The sequence below is a fragment of the Amycolatopsis acidicola genome (assembly GCF_007713735.2).
In the GTDB taxonomy this organism is placed as follows: domain Bacteria; phylum Actinomycetota; class Actinomycetes; order Mycobacteriales; family Pseudonocardiaceae; genus Amycolatopsis_E; species Amycolatopsis_E acidicola.
Genome location: NZ_VMNW02000048.1, coordinates 44841 through 62945 on the forward strand (window position 1 = coordinate 44841; position 18105 = coordinate 62945).

General features: G+C 69.8%; 17 protein-coding genes and 1 pseudogene. 10 read left to right on the forward strand and 8 right to left on the reverse strand.

The genetic code is table 11. The features are described 5' to 3' along the window. The first annotated feature begins 58 nt into the window (after positions 1-58). From FPZ12_RS27355 to FPZ12_RS27370, 4 genes are read left to right on the forward strand one after another with little or no spacing between them, the layout of a single operon-like run. The gene (locus FPZ12_RS27355) at positions 59-889 is read left to right on the forward strand and encodes a mycofactocin-coupled SDR family oxidoreductase (RefSeq protein ID WP_144749418.1); all 831 of its coding nucleotides are present in this window, start codon (positions 59-61) and stop codon (positions 887-889) included. A gap of 21 nt (positions 890-910) precedes the next feature. After that, positions 911-1108 carry a ferredoxin gene (locus FPZ12_RS27360; RefSeq protein ID WP_144749420.1) on the forward strand — a complete coding sequence of 66 codons (198 nt, stop codon included), beginning with the start codon at positions 911-913 and terminating at the stop codon, positions 1106-1108. Next, positions 1105-2322, forward strand: coding sequence for a cytochrome P450 (locus FPZ12_RS27365; RefSeq protein ID WP_144749422.1), 1218 nt, complete (start codon positions 1105-1107; stop codon positions 2320-2322). Before FPZ12_RS27360 ends, FPZ12_RS27365 begins: the two co-directional genes overlap by 4 nt. A 2-nt stretch (positions 2323-2324) precedes the next feature. Next, the gene (locus tag FPZ12_RS27370; RefSeq protein ID WP_144749424.1) at positions 2325-2711 is read left to right on the forward strand and encodes a nuclear transport factor 2 family protein; all 387 of its coding nucleotides are present in this window, start codon (positions 2325-2327) and stop codon (positions 2709-2711) included. Between the two features lie 296 nt (positions 2712-3007). Here the strand turns inward: FPZ12_RS27370 and FPZ12_RS27375 are convergent. Together FPZ12_RS27375 and FPZ12_RS27380 are read right to left on the reverse strand one after the other, a co-directional pair. Beyond that, positions 3008-4377 (reverse strand): annotated as a pseudogene (locus FPZ12_RS27375) (IS30 family transposase). Further along, positions 4266-4598 (reverse strand): hypothetical protein, encoded by a 333-nt coding sequence (locus FPZ12_RS27380; protein WP_144749426.1) that lies wholly within the window; start codon positions 4596-4598, stop codon positions 4266-4268. The pseudogene FPZ12_RS27375 and the gene FPZ12_RS27380 overlap by 112 nt, the downstream one beginning before the upstream one ends. 169 nt (positions 4599-4767) lie before the next feature. Between FPZ12_RS27380 and FPZ12_RS27385 the strand changes: the two genes are divergently transcribed. Together FPZ12_RS27385 and FPZ12_RS27390 are read left to right on the forward strand one after the other, a co-directional pair. Further along, positions 4768-5679, forward strand: coding sequence for a hypothetical protein (locus FPZ12_RS27385; RefSeq protein ID WP_144749428.1), 912 nt, complete (start codon positions 4768-4770; stop codon positions 5677-5679). Between the two features lie 70 nt (positions 5680-5749). Continuing rightward, positions 5750-6685, forward strand: a complete 936-nt coding sequence (locus tag FPZ12_RS27390; protein ID WP_144749430.1) for an alpha/beta hydrolase — start codon at positions 5750-5752, stop codon at positions 6683-6685. Between the two features lies 1 nt (position 6686). On the opposite strand, the gene FPZ12_RS27395 is transcribed toward FPZ12_RS27390, so the two are convergent. From FPZ12_RS27395 to FPZ12_RS27405, 3 genes are read right to left on the reverse strand one after another with little or no spacing between them, the layout of a single operon-like run. Beyond that, positions 6687-8003 carry an MFS transporter gene (locus FPZ12_RS27395; protein WP_144749432.1) on the reverse strand — a complete coding sequence of 439 codons (1317 nt, stop codon included), beginning with the start codon at positions 8001-8003 and terminating at the stop codon, positions 6687-6689. A gap of 29 nt (positions 8004-8032) precedes the next feature. Next, positions 8033-9688 (reverse strand): dihydroxy-acid dehydratase, encoded by a 1656-nt coding sequence (gene ilvD / locus FPZ12_RS27400; protein WP_144749434.1) that lies wholly within the window; start codon positions 9686-9688, stop codon positions 8033-8035. A 17-nt stretch (positions 9689-9705) separates the two neighbouring features. After that, entirely contained in the window at positions 9706-11070 is a 1365-nt protein-coding gene (locus tag FPZ12_RS27405; protein ID WP_144749436.1) for an FAD-dependent oxidoreductase, read from the reverse strand. Between the two features lie 68 nt (positions 11071-11138). Here FPZ12_RS27405 and FPZ12_RS27410 point away from each other — a divergent pair, with 68 nt between their 5' ends. Both FPZ12_RS27410 and FPZ12_RS27415 read left to right on the forward strand, forming a co-directional pair. Beyond that, the gene (locus FPZ12_RS27410; RefSeq protein WP_144749438.1) at positions 11139-11777 is read left to right on the forward strand and encodes a GntR family transcriptional regulator; all 639 of its coding nucleotides are present in this window, start codon (positions 11139-11141) and stop codon (positions 11775-11777) included. Positions 11778-11817: 40 nt separating this feature from the next. Next, on the forward strand, positions 11818-12645 hold the full coding sequence (locus FPZ12_RS27415) for an acyl-CoA thioesterase domain-containing protein (RefSeq protein ID WP_144749440.1): 828 nt from the start codon (positions 11818-11820) through the stop codon (positions 12643-12645). Between the two features lie 4 nt (positions 12646-12649). Here FPZ12_RS27415 and FPZ12_RS27420 read toward each other — a convergent pair whose 3' ends face one another. Genes FPZ12_RS27420 through FPZ12_RS27430 form a run of 3 tightly spaced genes read right to left on the reverse strand, consistent with a single transcriptional unit; the run spans position 12650 to position 15770 of the window. After that, positions 12650-14173: an AMP-binding protein gene (locus FPZ12_RS27420; RefSeq protein WP_243770053.1), complete on the reverse strand. Its 1524-nt coding sequence runs from the start codon at positions 14171-14173 to the stop codon at positions 12650-12652. Then, a complete protein-coding gene (locus tag FPZ12_RS27425) occupies positions 14170-14973 on the reverse strand; it encodes an alpha/beta fold hydrolase (RefSeq protein ID WP_144749444.1) in 804 nt (267 codons plus the stop codon). The genes FPZ12_RS27420 and FPZ12_RS27425 overlap by 4 nt, the downstream gene beginning before the upstream one ends. Further along, positions 14970-15770, reverse strand: a complete 801-nt coding sequence (locus FPZ12_RS27430) for a MaoC/PaaZ C-terminal domain-containing protein (RefSeq protein WP_243770054.1) — start codon at positions 15768-15770, stop codon at positions 14970-14972. The genes FPZ12_RS27425 and FPZ12_RS27430 overlap by 4 nt, the downstream gene beginning before the upstream one ends. 147 nt (positions 15771-15917) lie before the next feature. On the opposite strand from FPZ12_RS27430, the gene FPZ12_RS27435 reads away from it, so the two are divergent. Next, positions 15918-16535: a TetR/AcrR family transcriptional regulator gene (locus FPZ12_RS27435; RefSeq protein WP_144749448.1), complete on the forward strand. Its 618-nt coding sequence runs from the start codon at positions 15918-15920 to the stop codon at positions 16533-16535. 76 nt (positions 16536-16611) lie between these two features. Continuing rightward, positions 16612-17973: an MFS transporter gene (locus tag FPZ12_RS27440; protein WP_144749450.1), complete on the forward strand. Its 1362-nt coding sequence runs from the start codon at positions 16612-16614 to the stop codon at positions 17971-17973. Positions 17974-18105 lie beyond the last annotated feature (132 nt).

Sequence of the window (18105 nt, forward strand, 5' to 3'; positions counted from 1 at the left end):
GAGGCGAAGAGGGTTTCGAAATCAGGGCGTCAACGCCTTCGGAATGAAACGAGGACCAATGGGACGGGTAGCAGGACGCGTCGCGCTGATCACCGGCGCCGCCCGGGGGCAGGGCCGCGCCCACGCCGTGCGGCTCGCGCAGGAGGGGGCCGACATCGTGGCGGTCGACCTGTGCCGGGACCAGCCCGCGCTGCGGTATGGCCAGGGCACTCCCGGCGACCTGGCCGAAACCGCGCGCCTGGTGGAAAAAGAGGGCCGCCGGATCATCGCGAGAGCGGGCGACGTCCGCGATCAGGCCACATTGGACGCGGTGGTCGCCGAGGCGCTCGGCGAGTTCGGCCGGATCGACGTCCTGGTGTCCAACGCCGGGATCGCGAACCAGGGTGCCGCGCACGAGCTGACAGACAAGCAGTGGGACGACATCCTCGGCACGAACCTCGTCGGCGCCTTCCATGCGGCGAAGGCCGTCATTCCCGCGATGCTCGCGCAGCGCGCCGGCTCGATCGTGTTCGTCAGCTCCACGGTCGGGCTGCGCGGCGTACCGGGAATGGCCCACTACGGCGCGTCCAAACACGGCATCCAGGGCCTGATGCTGAGCCTGGCCAACGAACTCGGCCCGAGTGGGATCCGGGTCAACTCGGTCAACCCCGGCACCGTCAACACCCCGATGGCGATGAACGACACGCTGCTGAAGATGTTCATCCCGGAGGTGGACGACCCGACGCCGGAGGACGCGGCCAAGGCCTACGGGACGCTCACTCTGCTACCCGCGCCCTGGGTCGAGCCGGAGGACGTCAGCAACGCCGTGCTGTGGCTCGCTTCCGACGAAGCGCGCTACGTCTCGGGCGTCGCCATCCCCGTGGACGCCGGGCAGCTCGCCCGCGCCTGAGACCGCGCAGGAGCAACCACCATGCGCGCACAACTGCGGATCGATCTCGGCCTGTGCCAGGGGCACGGGCGCTGCTACGAGATCGCGCCCGAGCTCATCGACGCGGACGACGAAGGGCTCGCCGTGCTCACGAGTGACGAGCCGGTCGAAGCCGGGCGGGCCAAGGAGATCGCCGGCTGCTGCCCGGAATTCGCCATCGAAGTGGAGGAGGCGCGGTGAGCGGCGCGCAGTCCGGGGCCGGGCACGGGCTCTGTCCCGTCAACCTGTGGTCCGAGGAGTTCAACGACGAGTTCTGGCCCACCATCGGGCGCCTGCAGGCCGAAGCCTCGCTCGGCGTCCACACCCAGGGCAGTACTCCCTGCTATTTCGCGACGCGCTTCCAGGACGTGTTCGCCGTGCTGCGGGACGCGGGCACGTTCTCGTCGGAGCAGGGGGTCGCGATCCTCGGAGGTGACAACCGGGCCGAACCACCCAAGAACGAGGGCCGGTTCCTGCCCGAGGACCTCGACCCGCCGGTGCACACCGGCTGGCGCAAGATCATCGATCCCTACCTGACGGTCAAGCGGGTAGCCGGTTACGAGGACAAGATCCGCGAGGTGACCGACGAGCTACTCGGCGGGGTGCTGCCCGGCGGGCGGTTCCCGGTGATGGCGGGCCTCCTGCGGCCGCTCCAGCTGAAGGTCGTGTTCTCGGAGATCCTGCACCTGCCCGGCGACGAGATCGACGATTGGATGCACTGGAGTCACGACCTGTTCGTCGGCGAGACCCCGGAGATCGCCGGCGCGGCGTTCGTGAACATCAACAACGCCGCCGCCGACCTCGTGCGCGCCCGGATGGCGGACCCGCTCCCCGACGATCTGGTGAGCGCCGTCTGCGTGGTGCGGGACATCAACGGGCGGGAACCGACGATGGCCGAGCGCACGGCCGTGGTCGTGCCGCTGGCGATCGCGGGCACCGAGTCGGTCGGCACGGTGCTGGGCGGGATCGTGCACCACCTGGCCCGCCACCCGGACGCTCTTGCCGAGCTGGCCGGTGATCGCTCACTCGTCCCCGCGGCGGTCGAGGAAGGGCTGCGGATGTTTGCCAACGTGACCGCCCTGCAGCGAACGGCCACCGTGGACACCGAATTGGCCGGTGTCCACCTGCCGGCCGGTGCGAAAGTGTGGACGAGTTACAACGGCGCGAACCGGGATCCGGCGCGGTTCCCCGATCCGCACACCTGGAACCTGCACCGCGAAGACGTCCGCCATGTCGCGTTCAGCGTCGGGCCGCACCGGTGCCTCGGCGCGAACCACGCCCGCCTGATGATGCGGACCGCGCTGGATCGCTTACTGGAGCGCGTTCCCCGGTTCCGGCTCGCGCCGGATCAGGACATCAAGACCTTCTCGATGCCGACCCGCGGCATCCACGAATTCTCGATCGAGGTGGGCTGACCATGACGACGCACGACACCGGCTTGTTCAACCGCGCGCTGGCCGTGGTGGACGCCTGGAACCGGTTCGACTACGACGCGCTTCGCGAACTGGTGCACGAAAACGTGACCGTGGTGCACCAGAACCGCGGCGTGGGCGCCCAGGGCCGGGACAAGATGTTCGAGACCATCGACGCGATGGGCCAGGCGTTCCCGGACCGGTCGATCGGCGAAACGACGCGCTGGGCCGTCTCCGGTCGTACCGTCTTCCGCGAGACGGTATGGCAGGGCACCGCTGCCGTCGACGTGCCCGGCTTCGGCAAGGCGGGCGAGCAGTGCCGGCTCGACGTGGCCTCCCTGATGACCTTCGACGAGGCAGGCAAGCTCACCGAATGGTGCGATTATGGCTGACCACGTCCTCGCTATCCGCGAAGAGACACTCGCCGGGTCCGCGTCGGATTCGCGACGCGCGGGCGGGGACAACGCGGATCCGGCGGAAGGAGGTTGCTCAGCAGAGAATGATCCGGTCCAAATACGGGCTGGCGCCCCGGGAACAGTTACTGCGAGTCTGGCCCGGCTCGATCGAGAAACAGCGGTTGTCGGCGCCGCGGGCCATGATGAGCTGGATCCGGTAATGGCGTTTACCGGTGCTCGCCACCCAGATAGTCGTATAAAAGGCGGATTCAATCGGTGGTCGCAACACTGGTTTATTCGTGCGAGAGTAGCAGGTCGTTCAGCGCCTCGGAGGGGGTTCTCCAGCCGAGTGTCTTGCGGGGGCGGGTATTGAGGGCTGCGGCGACGGCGTTGAGGTCACGTCGGCTGTAGCGGGCGAGGTCGGTTCCTTTGGGGAAGTACTGGCGTAGCAAGCCATTGGTGTTCTCGTTCGTGCCGCGCTGCCAGGGGCTGTGGGGATCGGCGAAGTAGATCTGTAGCCCGGTGTCGATCCGGAGTTGGGTGTGCTGGGCCATTTCCGCGCCCTGGTCCCAGGTCAGCGATATGCGTAGTTGTTCGGGCAAGGCGGTGATGGTGGAGGCGATAGCGTCGCGGACTGCTGCGGCTCCGTGTCCGGCCAGCGGTGGGCCGTTCTTGGCGCGAGGATCGCCGTGGCCGGGCATGGGTGGCAGGTGCAGCAGCATCGTGAAACGCGTGGTGCGTTCGACCAGGGTCCCGATCGCGGAACGGTGCAAGCCGATGATCAGATCTCCTTCCCAGTGACCAGGAACGGCCCGATCCTGGACCTCGGCGGGCCGTTGACTGATCATCACGTCTTCGGTGACGAACTTCCTTCCCCGCCCCGGCTGCGAGCTCGGGGGACCCGCAGCGCGCGACCGGTGCGCAGGCACGCCGTCAGTTCGCGACGCAACGCTCCACGGCCTTGAATGTAGAGCGACTGGTAAATCGCCTCATGTGAGATGCGCATGGTGTCATCGTCGGGGAAGTCGAACGGGAGTCGGCGGGCGATCTGTTCCGGGCTCCATGCGGTGGCCCAGCGGCGGTCCTGGCGAGGTCCGTGCCTGCGGCCGATCCAGTGCGTTTCTGAGCCGGGGATTGCCCTGCCGTGCGCGCCGGTGACGGCGCCGGCGAGCCGGTCCTGGACGTAGCCCCGTAGTCGCTCATCGGCTGCGAGTTTGGCGACTTTCGGGCGGCGTGCCTGACGGTCGGCATGCCACTGCGCGACCGATGCCCGATAGTCCAGACGACCACCTCGAGTGGCCGCGTTACGTCGCAGTTCTCGCGAGATCGTTGATGCGCAACGGCCGGTCTGGCGCGCGATCTCCCGGACCCCGGTTCCCTTCGACCGCAACAGTGCGATCTCCTCGCGTTCGGCGAACGACAGGTACCGGCCCGACGACGACTCAAAGCTGATCGATGGCATGCCACCACCCTCACGGAACCACCGTGACCCCAATGGCATCGACACACCACACGCGACCGCGGCATCCTCACTGGACAGTCCCCGGGCGATCAACCGCCAGAAACGCTGCCGCTCGTCGCGCCGATTGACCGGCGGCCGCCCCGGAGACCGCAACGGCGGCCGACCAGCCGCAATCGCCGCTCGCGCTTGTCCTTGCGCCACAACACACTCCCAATTTCCACAATGGAGTGTTGCGACGACCAGTTGAATCCGCCAAATATTCCTTTGTCCTCCTTGTCGTGAAGGCATTTCGGCACTGTCGTCTCCATCGGCTGGGGGCTCGACTGAGCCGGTATTTCAGCCGTGTACGCGGTCGCGCTGCCCGCCACGAGACCACTGCCGACAATCAACGCGGCCGTCACCGTCACCAGACTTTGCCGCATGATCGTGAATCCTCCCCTACGAGAAGTTTCGTGGGCGGTGTTCCGTATTCGCTTCCGGTCCTGCCGTGCACGGTCCGTGCGCCTTACGGCCGATCCGGTGAACGCCGGAGGGCCCCACTGTGCGACAGTGGTTTCGCCCTGTCGACGAAGGATCGCGAGGACGGACGAAATGACCCACGCGGCGCCGAACCCGGGAGGCTTCGACCCGTTCTTCCGGCAACGCAAGGAAGAACAGCTCGTCGAGTCGCGGCGGGGCGCGGGGGAACCGAATCCGGGCGGGCACGAGGAGCCGGCGGGCGTCGAAGAAGGCGACGAGCTGGTGCCGCCGGAGGGCCCGTTCTCGCTGGACCGGTTGCGCGCGCACGAGGAAGCCCGCGCGGCCGCACGGCGCGCCGGGAACACCGGCGTGGCGGGCGAGGCCCTCCAGCAGGTCGCCGCGGATCTCGTCCAGCTGCTCGATCTGGCGCGCGACCAGATCAAGGAGACCGGGAAAGGGGCGTCACGGCAACGAGTTCGCGCCACGTTCCCGAAGGTCAAGACGGGGCTGGAGCCGGCGTTCACCGAGACGGCGGAGTTCCTCGGGCTGGCCCCGGAGCGGGTCGCGGACGTCCAGCGGACGCTGGCTCGGGACGGCGGCGTCGCCCCGGCGGACAGGCACCAGGCGCTGAAGGACGTCGACGCCCTGCGCGCGCAGGTGCGCGAAGCCACGACAGGCCTCGACCACGAGGAAGCAGATCGCCTGCTGTCGTCCGTTGCGCGGCTGGCGGTTCTGGAGATCGCCGGTGGGCCGCCGGTGAAGGACTCCGTGCAGGCGGGGTTCGCGGCATTGGCAACGTTCGCGCTGCGTGACCCGGCCACGAGCGCTGGGGAGCCTGGGGTCTGGCACGAGCGGCTCAACGAGCAGGCCAAGCAGACGAGCTACGGGGAAAAGGTCCTGGTGGGCGTCCGCTGTTGTGCTGCCCGCGTTGTGACGCTTTCCCTCGACTGGGAGGAAAAAGAGCAGTACTGGCAGCTGCTCGGTGAGATCGAAACGGCCAGGAGCCCCCGACCGGACCTGGACGGACTGGTGCCCCGGTGGTAACACAACGGTGCCGCCGGGCCGGCAACAGGTGCCGCTGGGCTGGTAACCGGTGCCTTCGGAAGGGAAACGCATGACCCTCGACCCCGGCTTCGCCGAGTTCCTCTCCTTCCTCCGTTCCGCCGGCGCGCCGGGCGCGTTCGAGGGCGAGCCTCACGAAATGCGCTCGCGGCTGGCCGCGGCCATCGAGGGTGGCTGGGACCCTTCGTCGTTCGCGCCGGTCGCCTCGGCGGAGCAGGTCGCGCTCGACTCGGCGCGGCTGACCGTTTTCCGTCCCTTGGCCGAGGGGCCGGTGCCGACGGTCCTGTACCTCCACCCCGGCGGGTTCGTGCTCGGCAGCGCGCACCTGTTCCAGGATGTCGCCCGGCGCTTGAGCCACGAGCTGGGCGCCGTCGTGGTGTCCGTGGATTACCGCCTGGCACCGGAAAATCCGTTCCCTGCTGCGACGGAGGACGCGGCTGCCGCGCTTGCTTGGGTGCGCGAGAACATCGGCTCCCTCGGCGGCGACGCGAGCCGGATCGGGCTGGCCGGGGAGAGCGCCGGCGCGAACCTCGCCATCGTGACGGCGCTCGGTGCCGCCAGCGGCGGGCCCGGTGGCGCCGGAGTCAAAGCCCTCCTGCTGGCCTCGCCGTTCACCGACGCCACCGCGTCGTACCCCTCGAAGACCGAGAACGCCGAGGGCTACTTCATCACCGTGGAAGACCTCGAGGTGGTCAACAAGCTCTACTTCGGTGGAGATGCCGCGCTCGCCCGCGATCCGCGGGTCTCCCCCGCGCTGGCGGACAACCTCGCGGACCTGCCGCGGACGATCATCGGCGTCGCGGGGTTCGACCCGCTGCGCGACGACGGCATCGTCTTCGCGGGACGCCTGCTCCAGGCCGGCGTCCCCGTCATGCTGCGGGTCTACCCCGGGTTCATCCACCCGTACTTCGGTATGCCCGGCATCTCGCCCGCCGTCGACCGGGCCGTCACCGAGCTGACCGCGGAATTCGGGGAGGCGCTCGGCTGAGCTAACGCCGCACGGCTTCGTCGGTGCCCGCCGGAACCGGCGCCGACTCCAGGTCGCGACGCCGGGTTTCGGGCCCGGCGGCGAGCGCGACCAGCGTGATCACGGTGAGCACGCCCAGGTACGCGGCGACCGGCCACCAGTGCCCGGACCACGCGAGGAGCGCTGTGGCGATCAACGGAAGGAAACCGCCGGCCAGCACGGAACCGACCTCGCGGGCGAAGGCGAACCCGGCGAGCCTGGTCCTGGTGCCGAACAGTTCCGCGAACCAGGCGGCCTGCGGGGCCAGCATCGCCGGATAGCAGATCCCCAGCCCCACCACGAAAGCCACCACGACGGCGACCGGGTCCCGGCTTTCCAGCAGCAGGAAGAACGGCACCGTCCACACCGCGGACGCGACCGCCCCGGTGGCGTAGACCGGCCGCCGCCCCCACCGGTCCGACAGCCAGGCGAACAATGGCACGCACACCACCTGCACGGCCGAGGCGATGATCACCGCGGTCAGGCCCAGCGACTCCGCGAGATCCAGCTGCTTGGTCAGGAAAGCGACCGCGAAAACCGGGAACAGGTAAGCGAACCCGTTCTCGGCGAACCGGGCGCCGACCACGACGAAGAAACTCCGCGGTTCCTCGCGCAGCGCGGAAAACAGGGAAACCTTGGCGGGCGCCGTTTTCCGCGCGTTTTCGAACGCCGGGGTCTCCTCGACGCCGCTGCGCACGAAGTACCCGACCACGAGCATCACGATCCCGAGCAGGAACGGGACGCGCCAGCCCCACTGCCGGAACTGGTCGTCGGGCAGCAGCAGGAACAGCTGGTAGATCCCGGTCGCCAGCAGGGTCGCGGCCGCGAACCCGGCCGGCGCCCAGGCACCGGCGAGGCCGCGGCGCCGCTGGTCGCCGTGTTCGACCGACAGGACCACTGCGCCCGCGTACTCGCCGCCCGCTCCGAAGCCCTGTACGAGCCGGAGCAGGATCAGCAGGACCGGCGCCCACGGGCCGATCTGGTCGTAGGTGGGCAACACGCCGATCAGCGCGGTGGCCACGCCCATCAGCACGATCGTGAGCACCAGCATGGTTTTGCGGCCGACCCGGTCACCGAGGCTGCCGAGCACGATCCCGCCCAGCGGCCGCGCCAGGAACCCGACCGCGTAGGTGGCGAACGTGGCGAGAGTGCCCGCGACGGGGCTCACCGCCGGGAAGAACAGCTTGTTGAGGATGAGGGCGGCGGCGGTGCCGTAGATGAGGAAGTCGTACCACTCCAGCGTGGTACCGATGAGCGCGGCGACGCCAGCCCGGCGTGCCTGTCGTCGTGTCCCGGTCATGGGGCCATCTCCTTGGGTGGCGGGGAAAATCAGGGGCGGCGCAGCACGGCGCCGCGCTGGATGGGGCCGACCAGCGCGGCGTACTGGCCGAGCCAGCCACGCTCGGCGGAGGGGTCACCGGAGGTCACGGGCGCGCCGTCCCGCACGGGTTCGGCGTCGATGAGGCGGGCGTCGAGGTCGATCGACACGACATCCCCGTCCCGCACGCCGGCGAGCGGGCCACCGTCCGCGGCCTCGGGCATCACCTGGCCGACGACGAGTCCGTGGTTCAGCCCGGACAGTTCCCCGTCGGTGACCACCGCGACCTGGCCGCCGAGGCCCGCGCCGTTCAACGCGGCGACGAAGCTCGCGGCGAACACCGTGCCAGGGCCGCCGCGCGGCCCCATCCCGCGCAGGACGATCACGTGCCCGGGCTCGATCTCACCGTCGCCCAGCGCGGCGATCGCCTCGTCTTCGCCCCCGAACACCTTGGCGGGGCCGGAAAACTGCCGCCGCGCCGAGCCCACCCCGGCGACCTTCACGATCGAACCATCCGGCGCGAGCGAGCCCCGGAGGATCAGCAACCCCGGTTCGTCGGTGACCGGCTTGTCGAAGGGGTGCACCACGTCTCCGTCGGGCTCGGGCGCGTCCGCAATGAGCTCGGCGACCGTCCGGCCCGACACGGTCAGCGCTTCGGTGTGCACGCGGGATTCCAGCGCGCGCAACACCGTCTGCACCCCGCCCGCGCGGTCGAGGTCCCACACCTGGTGTGTCCCGTTCGGACGGATCGCGGCGAGTTGCCGCGCACCGCGGCCTTTTTCCTCGAACAGCGCGACCACATCCAGCCCGAGATCGGCCTCCGCGGCCACGGCCGTCAGATGCCGGATGCAGTTGACCGATCCGCCGAGCGCCAGCGCCACCTCGACGGCGTTCTCGATCGCCTCGCGGGTGATGACCTTCCGTGCGGTGAGTCCCTCCCGGACCAGGTCGACCGCGCGTTTTCCCGCCGCGGCGGCACGTTCCAGCATCGGCTCGGAGTTCGCCCGGATCGGTGCGGAGCCCGGCATGGTCATGCCGAGGGATTCGGCGAGCACGTGCATGGTGTTCGCGGTGGCCAGCCCCGCGCACACGCCGGGGCCCTTGATGGCGGTGTCGGCCATCTCCCCCAGCTCGTCGACGCTCAGCTTTCCCGAGGCGACGGCGCCGACCGACTCGTACACCGAGTCGATGTCCACCGAGCACCCGACATACGTGCCGCCGCGCTGGTAGCCGCCGATGACGAGCACGGCGGGCAGGTCGAGGCGGGCCGCGGCCATCAGGTGCGCCGGGGTGGTCTTGTCGCAACTGGACAGCAACACCATGCCGTCGAGCTGGGCGCCCTCGACGGCCGATTCGACGTCGTTGACGACCAGATCGCGGGTGGGCATGAGGTAGCGGGCCTTGCGGCCGGCGCTGGTGACGAAGTCGCTGGGCGCGGTGGTCCGGATTTCCAGCGGCAGCCCGCCTGCTTCGCGGATCGCGCCGGCGACCACGTCCGCGACGTCGTCGAGATGCGCGAAGCACACCGAAAGCTTCGAAGACGTGTTGACCACGGCGATCTTGGGTTTGTGCTGGTCTTCGAGGCTGATGCCCATCGCGCTCCACTGCGCGCGGCGCACGGCCCACCGGGTGGTGCCCGGCTCGAAGTTGCTCCGCAGGTTGTCCATGGTGGTGGTTTCTCCAGTCAGGGAAGGGAAAGCGCGCTGCCGTTCGCGGCCATCGCCGCGCGCACGCCGACGCCGTCGAGATCGCGGTAGGCGATGCTTTTGTCCAGCGACAGCAGGGTGGCCACGGCGGCGGCATGGCCGTATTCGAAGCACTGCGCGGTGACGCGGGCGGACGCCAGCGCCTCGTGCTCGGCGCTGAGGCAGCGCCCGGCCACGATGATGTTCTCGCCGCGTTCGGGGACGAGCGTGCCGTAGGGCACCTCGTAGTAGTCGTCGAGCAGCCAGGTCAGTTTCGGCCGGTCGCCGGCGTGCAGCTCGATCGGCCAGGAGACGCGGCAGATCCCGTCCGCCCGTTTGCGCGCGGCGAGAACGTCCTCATTGGACAGCCGGTCGATGCCCGCGATGGTGCGGGTCTGCCGGATCCCGGCCTCCACCCCGGTGTCCACGACGAAAGCGCTTTCACAGCCGGGGATCCGCGCGGTCAGGAACCGCGCGTAGGAGCGGACCTGACGGCGGCCGAGGATCTCCGCTTCGGTGAAGTCGGCGGGGTCGATGACGTTGAGCATCCGCCCGTCGCGCCCCGCGAGCCGGGTGGCGTTGACCATCAGCTCGCCCGGCCTGGTCGTGGCGAAGATCCAGATCTTCTCGCGCGGCAGGTCGGCACCGGTGGCCCGTGCCCGCACGATTTCCTCGGTGACGTAAGGCGGGCAAATGGTGTCCTCTCCGTAGAACTCCCGGAACCGGGCGAGATCGACGTTGCCGAGGCGGAAGAACATGGTCGGGTTCTGGATCGCGCCGGCGTCACCGAAGCTGTAGCGGTATCCGGCTCGCGCGACGACCGCCGCGTCCCCGGAGGCGTCGATCGTGCGCGCGGCGAGGATCACGGCCCGGCCGGCGTTCGACTCGACCACGACGCCACAGTGCGCGTCGCCGTCGAGGAGCACGCCGGTGACCGCAGTGTGGAACAGCACCGAGACCCCGGCCCTCTCGAGCAGATCGTCGGCGACTTCCCGCCACACCAACGGATCGTGCGCGACCGTCCACGTTTTGCCGTAGACCTGGGGCCCGGTCACTCCTCCCCGCGTGGACAACTCGTGGCGGAAGCGCTCGGTGAAGCCGGTCACGATCTGGCGTGGTGCACGTTCGGTCTCCGACGCCTGATACAGCCCGCAGATCGTGCCGGACATCCCCGCAACGGCCGCGCCACCGGCGAAGCCGTACTTCTCCACGATCAGCACGGACTTCCCGGCCTCGGCCGCGACGACCGCTGCGGCGACTCCGGCGGCGCCCGCGCCGACGACGAGCACGTCGACCTCGGCCAGCACGTCGAGCCCCTGATCAGGAGCGGTATCCGAGAGCGACCACACCGATATATTGGTCATGTATTGGTTGTACATGACCGGTGGCGGTAGTGTCCAGAGGCGACCGGAGAGCGAGCAGGAGGCAGCCCGTGGCGAACAAGGCCGACCAGGCCTACGACGTGCTGGAGCGGATGATCACGTTCCAGGAGCTCCCGCCGGGATCACTGGTGTCCGAAGCCCGGCTGATGGAACGCACCGGACTCGGCCGCACGCCGGTGCGCGAGGCGCTGCAACGGCTCGCGCGCGAGCGGATGGTCGAGATCCACCCGAGCCAGGGCGTGTTCGTCGCCTCCACGTCGATCGAGGCGCAGCTCAAGGTGCTGGAACTGCGGCGATCGCTGGAAGAGCTGGCCGTGCGGCTGGCCGCGCACCGCGCGACGACGGCGCAGCGCGATGGAATCCTCGAACTCGCGGAAGTGCTCGCCGGGTTCGACGGCGACGACCCCGAGGAGTTCGGGGACCTGCTGAAGCAGACCCACACCGTGATCGTCGACGCGTCGCACAACGAGTTCATTTCGCTGGCGATGGCGCCGCTGCAAGGGCTTTCCCGGCGGTTCTGGTTCGCCCACCTGCGCGAGCCGAAGTCGGAGCTGCGCGCGGCGGCCGACCTGCACGGCGACATCCTGCGCGCCATCTGCCACGGCGACGAGACGAAAGCCTCGGAGGCCTCTCTGAAGCTGAACGACTACCTGACCGACTTCACCTACCGGACGCTCCGGAACCAGTAGGCCCGCCGGGCTGGTCCTTGAAATGATGTAGGTTCGCTGGGTGACCACCGGCTACTTCCGGGCCGAATCGCGGCCTGACAAGGAAATCCTGCATCCCCAGCCCAGCGCGTTCAGCCGCTGGGGCTCGGGTGACCAGCTCCGCGGGATGGCCGTGAGCGGGCTCCTCGCCCGCGCCGCGGAGCCGGTGGCGCAGGAGGGTGGCGCCGCTTTGCAGCCGGCCCGGTGGACTCTCGACCTGCTGCGCCCGGCTTCCGCCGATCCGTGCGTCGCGGTGGCCGACGTCGTGCGGCGCGGGCGGCGGCTGTGTCTCGTCGAGGCGTTCCTGTACCAAAAGGACAAACTGGTGGCCAGGGCGAGCGGGCTCTTCCTCGCCACTTCCCTGCCGCCGGACGGCAGGACGTGGTCGCCCGCCGAGTGGTTCAGCGCGCCGCCGCCCGCGCTGCATCCGACGTCGGAAACCGAACCCCGCCTGTACTACAGCGAAAAAGTGGGCTGGACGAGTTCGCCGGCGCAGCACCAGAACGCCGCGCGCAAAATGCTGTGGCAGTGCCCGTACCCGGTGGTGCTCGGCGAGAAGCCGACGCCGTTCCAGCACACCGCGATGGCCGCGGACATCGTCAACCTCGTCGCGAACTGGGGTGACCACGGCATCGAGTTCATCAATGCCGACGTCACGCTCGCGCTCGCCCGGCTGCCCGAAGCCGGGGCCGAAGTCGGCCTCGCCGCGGAACTCCGCGTCGAACACGAAGGCGTGGCGACCGGCACGGCCACGGTTTTCGACCGCACGGGCGCGCTCGGCACGGCGACCGTGACCGGCCTGCGCAACGGGCCGGGCACGGTGGACCCCCGCGACCTCAACGCGGGCTGAGGCGCTACCGGGCGGACTTCCGCCGCTCCAGGGCCCATTCGCGCAGGGTGGCGGCCTTGATCTTCATCCCGTTCGTGCCCGAGGTGGTCGGCATTTCGCCGATCACGTGGATTTCGGCGGGGACCTTGAACTTCGCGAGGGTCCGCGCGCACCACTCGCGGAGTGCTTCGCCGTCGGTTTCGCCCTCCGTGACGACGAAACCGATCGCCTCGTCGCCTTCGTCGCCGCGGATGCCGACCACTTTGGCCGAGATCACCGCCTCGTGTTCGGCCAGCCGTTGCTCGATTTCCGCCGGCTCGACGAGGAAACCCCGCAACCGCAGCACATCGCCCATCCGGCAGAGGTACGTGAACGCGCCGTCGTCGTGGATCTCGGCGAGGTCCCCGGTGCGGAACCAGCCGTCTTCGGTGAACGCCTCCGGGTTGTCCTGACCCAGGTACGCGTCGACGACGTTCGGGCCGCGCAGCTGCAGTTCGCCGTCGACCACACGCGCTTCGATCCGGGGCGACACCGGTTTCCCGCCGCCTCGCCAGCGCCGCGCCTCCGGCTCGTCCGCGGGCCAGAAAGCCGTCAGCGCGAACACTTCCGACGATCCGTACACACCGGTGGTCACGGTGCCGAACTCCCGCAGCGTCCATTCCGCCAGTTCGCGGGACCGGCCGACGAAATCGGCGATGCCCAGCCACCGCCACGCGCGCAGGTCCTCGCCCTGCCAGGCATCGGCGAGCCTGCCCGCGAGATCGTCGCCGCCCACCAGGTGCGTCGCCCGCAGCCTGGCCATGTCCGCGAGCAGCGCACGCTCGTCGAAGACCGGTTCCAGCAGGCAGGCCGCGCCGCCCGCGATCGCGGCCGTCGCCGTGTTGAAGCCGAAAACCCCGGACAGCGGAAGCGCGCACACCACGACGTCCCCCGGCCCGACGTCCATCCCGGCGGCGTCGTACCTGGCGTGCTCGACGACTGCGGAAGCCTTGTGCGCGGCCAGTTTCGGCTTTCCCGTGGAGCCGGACGTGGTGAACGCCACGGCCAGCTCGTCGCCGGTCGCCGTTCCGGCATCCTCGCCGCCCGTGGCGACCAGCCAGGCGCCGGCGCCGAGGTCGTAGCCGCTGAGATCCCGGGGAGGCCGCCCTCCCGGTCCCGGGACGACGGCCACCTCCGGCGGGGTGCCTTCGCCCACCGCGCGCCGAAGCCGGCCGAGGAGGTCGAGTCCGTGGAAATCATGGGCCAGCGCAACGACTTCCGGCCGCGCACGCTCCAGCACATGCCTTACCTCGTCGACGTTGTAGCGGGTGTTCACCCCGATCACGTGCGCGCCGACCGCGGCCGCCCCGAACTGCCAGGCCAGCGCGTCCGACCAGTTCGGCAGCCACACCGCGACGCAGTCCCCCGCTCCGGCTCCGGCCCGCCGCAGAGATTCCGCGACGCCCAGCGCGCGCTGCCGCAGCTCATCGGTGGTCACCGGGCCGGCACCGGCGTCGAAGGCGACGACCGAGCCGGGATCCCGGCCGTCGAGCAGGGACCACAGGTTCATGCCTTCACCGCCCATTCGCTCAGCCAGCCGTGCAGCCGCGCCGGAAACCCATCCAGCTCCTCCATCGGATAATGCCCGATGCCCTCCAGCATCGTGAAACGCCCGTCCGGCACCGCTTCGGCCGTCGCGCGCACCGTGGCCGGGTCGAGCCAGAGGTCGTCCTCGCCGACAACGAGGTGCACCGGGCACCCGATGTCGGCCAGACCGCTTCGCACGTCGTGACTTCCCCAGCCCAGCAGGTCCGAAGTGGACACTGCCGGATCCTCACGACGGTGCATCGTCGCGATCAGCTCGGCTCGTTCGGCCGGCACGGCGCGCCCGACGACGGCGAGCGTGCCGAGGTAGGTGCGGTCGGTCCGGCTCGGCGCCGCGATGTCCTCCAGTTCCCGGCGCAGGCCGTTCATGCTCACCCGCCCCGGGCCCGCCGTGGCCGCCATCGCCACCGTGCCCGCCAGCCGCGAACCGACGCGGGTGGCCACGTCCAGCGCGATCTTGCCGCCGATCGAGCAGCCCACCACGAACGGCCGGGACAGCCTGAGCACGTCGATCAGCTCGACGCACCACCGCGCGTACCAGCCGAGGTCATCGACCGGGCCGCCGGGGGCGGGTTCGGACCGGCCGTGGCCCGGCAGGTCCGGCACGATCACGCGGTAGCCCAGCGCCGCGAGTTCCTCCGTCGTCCGCCGCCACTGCACGCCGCTCTGCCCGGCCGTGTGCACGCACAGCACCGGCTGCCCAGCACCGCACTGTTCCACATAGGACAGTGTGCCGCCGATGTCCACATAGGACGCCTCGATCATCGGGCCACCTCCCGTGCCGCGTCGACGAGCAGTGCCAGTGCCTTCGTCAGCCGAAGGTACTCGTACCCGCTGCCGCTGACCTCGAACTCGCCCCGCATCGCCCGGCGCATGAAGTCGTTGTGCTCACCCGTGATCAGCTCGGTCCAGGTCAGCTCGTCCGCCCCGAGGACGAACGTCGCGCCCAGCGGTGTGCGGCGGGTCACTTCGAGCACCCGGCCACGGTAGATCCGCAGGTGCACCTCGTGATCGCCGCTGCGCAGGCCGATCGTGCCGTCCCAGGTGGCCGTCGCCGCCGCGAACTCCGCGCCGAGCCGCTCCACCACCGCCTCGCCCCAGGCGACGGTGCCGAACGCCCGCCCTGCCGGGTCGGGGCCGCTGTCCCGTGCGCGGACGAGCACCGCGGTCGTGCCCTCCTGCACGGTGACACCGTCCTGGTTGAGCAGCTTCACGTGCCGGTTCACCACGCCTTCGTCGCCCGCGGACGTGCGGTGACACCGGGTGATGGTGAGCTCGAAATGCAGCGTGTCACCGACCAGGATCGGCGCGCGGTAGCGCCACCGCGTGTCGAGCAGCGCGAGCACCGAGTCGGTCATGATGCCCAGCTCGTGGAACAGCCCGAGGAACACCGCGAGCCCGAACGGCCCGTGCAGCACGGGCGCGGCGAACCGGCCACCGCCCTCGGTGTGCAGCGGGTGCCGGTCCCCGCTCAGCTCCGTGAAGGCCGCGAGGTCCCGTTCACCCACCTCGCGCGTGGCGCTGGTGAACCGTTGCCCCACCTGGAATTCCTCGAAGAACATCCTCACCCCGATCTCCGCCGCCCGGTTCCGCGCGCTCCGGCGCGATACGAACGAACGTTCTTAAAACATCATGGCCCGGCGGATTCGTCAAGACCTCCCGGCCAGGACGGTTTGACCAGCGACTCTCCGTCAAACTAAACTCCCGACATGAACGAACGTTCTTCCCCGACGCTCATCCCGGACACCGCGCGGGCCGGTGAGGCCGCCATCCTGAACGCGGCGCTCGAAGCCTTCGGGGACAAGGGGTTCTACGGGGCGTCGATGAGGGACGTCGCTCGGGGCGCGAAGACCAGCCTGTCCAACCTGTACAACTACTTCCCGTCCAAATCCGACCTGCTGGCCGCCGTGCTGCGGATGGCGAACGACGAGCTGCTGAACCGGATCCAGCAGGCGGTGCGCGGCGCGGGCAGGCGCCAGGCGGACAGGCTCAGCGCCGCGGTGCGGGCCCATGTCGGGTTCGTCGTGGACCACCAAGTGGCGTCTTTGGTGGCACTGAGCGAAATCCGCTACCTGACGGGCGCGGCGCGCAAACGCGTGGTCGCGGCGCGGGACAGCACGCAGGGGATCTACGAGGAACTGGTCGCGGCGGGTGCCACCGCCGGGGAGTTCCGCACGCCGTACCCGGACGACGCCGCGCGGAACATCGTGTCGATGGTGTCCGCGATCTCGACGTGGTACCGGCCCGGCGGCCGGCTTTCCGCTGAGGAACTGGGAAACCAGCACGCCCGCTTCGCCTTGGCGCTCCTCGAAGCGACGCCGGGCTGACCCGCCTCTTGCCTTCGCCGGCTCGGCCGCCTACGTTATGAACGATCGTTCGTCAGGCAGCCAACGGAGGTATGCCATGCCCGTCAGCCCGGACAAACCCCACACCGCCGCGGAGGCGGCGAGCGGCGCGGACGGGGCGGCCAAGCCGAAAATGGCGAAGCTCGCGGCGGCGTCGGTGCTCGCGACGGTCCTCGAGTGGTTCGACTTCATGATCTACTCGACCGCGGCCGCGCTCGTGTTCGGCAAGCAGTTCTTCCCGTCGTTCGACAGCACCGCGGGCACGCTCGCGTCGTTCGCCACCTTCGCCGTCGGGTTCTTCGCGCGGCCGCTCGGCGGGATCGTCGCCGGGCACCTCGGCGACCGGTTCGGCCGCAAGCCCCCGCTCGTCGGCGCCATGGTCGTGATGGGCGGGTCCACGTTCGCGATCGGCCTGCTGCCCGGGTTCTCCGCGATCGGCGTCTGGGCCCCGGTGCTACTGGTGGTTTTCCGGCTCATCCAGGGCATCGGCGTGGGCGCGCAATGGGGCGGCGCCGCGCTGCTGCTGACCGAGCACGCGCCCGCGAACCGGCGCGGGTTCTACGGCAGCCTGGTGCAGACCGGATCCATCGCCGGTGCCGTGGTCGGCAACGCGCTGTTCCTCGTGCTGACCGCGACACTGTCCACAACGGACTTCGACAGCTGGGGCTGGCGGATCCCGTTCCTGGCCGGGCTCGTGCTCGTCGTGATCGGCGTCTACGTCCAGCTGAAAATCGAGGACACGCCCGTTTTCCGGACGCTGCAACAACGTTCGGCCGGTACCGGGCGGCGCAAGGCCCCGCTGCGCGAGGCGGTCCGCAAGTACTGGCGCGAAATCCTGCAGGCCGCGGGCGCGTTCATGGTCGTCAACGCGACGTTCTACATCCTCATCAGCGGCATGCTCGACTACGGCGTGCACTACGCGCACCTGTCCAAGACGACGATCCTGATCTGCGTCATGGCCGCCGGGCTCACCCAGGTCGTGACGATCCCGCTGTTCGGCGCCCTCTCGGACCGGCGCGGCCGCCGCAAGCAGTACCTGGTGGGCACCGTGCTGATGGCGGCCTTCGCGTTCCCGCTGTTCTGGCTCGTGGGCACCGGTTCCGTGCCGCTGGTGCTGCTCGGGCTCGTCGTCGCGTTCACCATCCACGCGACCATGTACGGCCCGCAGGCGGCGCTGTACGCCGAGATGTTCCCCGCCGACGTGCGGTACTCCGGCGCCTCGCTCGGCTTCCAGATCGCTTCCGTACTCGCCGGCGGGCTCGCCCCGTTCATCATGACCGCGCTGCTGGCCGCGACCGGGTCCGCGTGGTCGGTGTCGCTCTACATCGTCGCGATGGCGGTGATCACCTTCGTCGCCGTGTTCACCGTCCGCGAGACGTTCCGGCGCGATCTGCATCGGACCTCGGCTGAGCTCGGGTAGTGACACCCCTCCACCGCCCCGATCTTTGAGTGTTCGCGATCTTGCCGCCGCGTCAAGGCGGGAAAGATGCCTTGACCCAGCGCCAAGATCGCAAGAGCAGGCTGGGGATCGGGGCGGTGGAGGGGTGTGGTC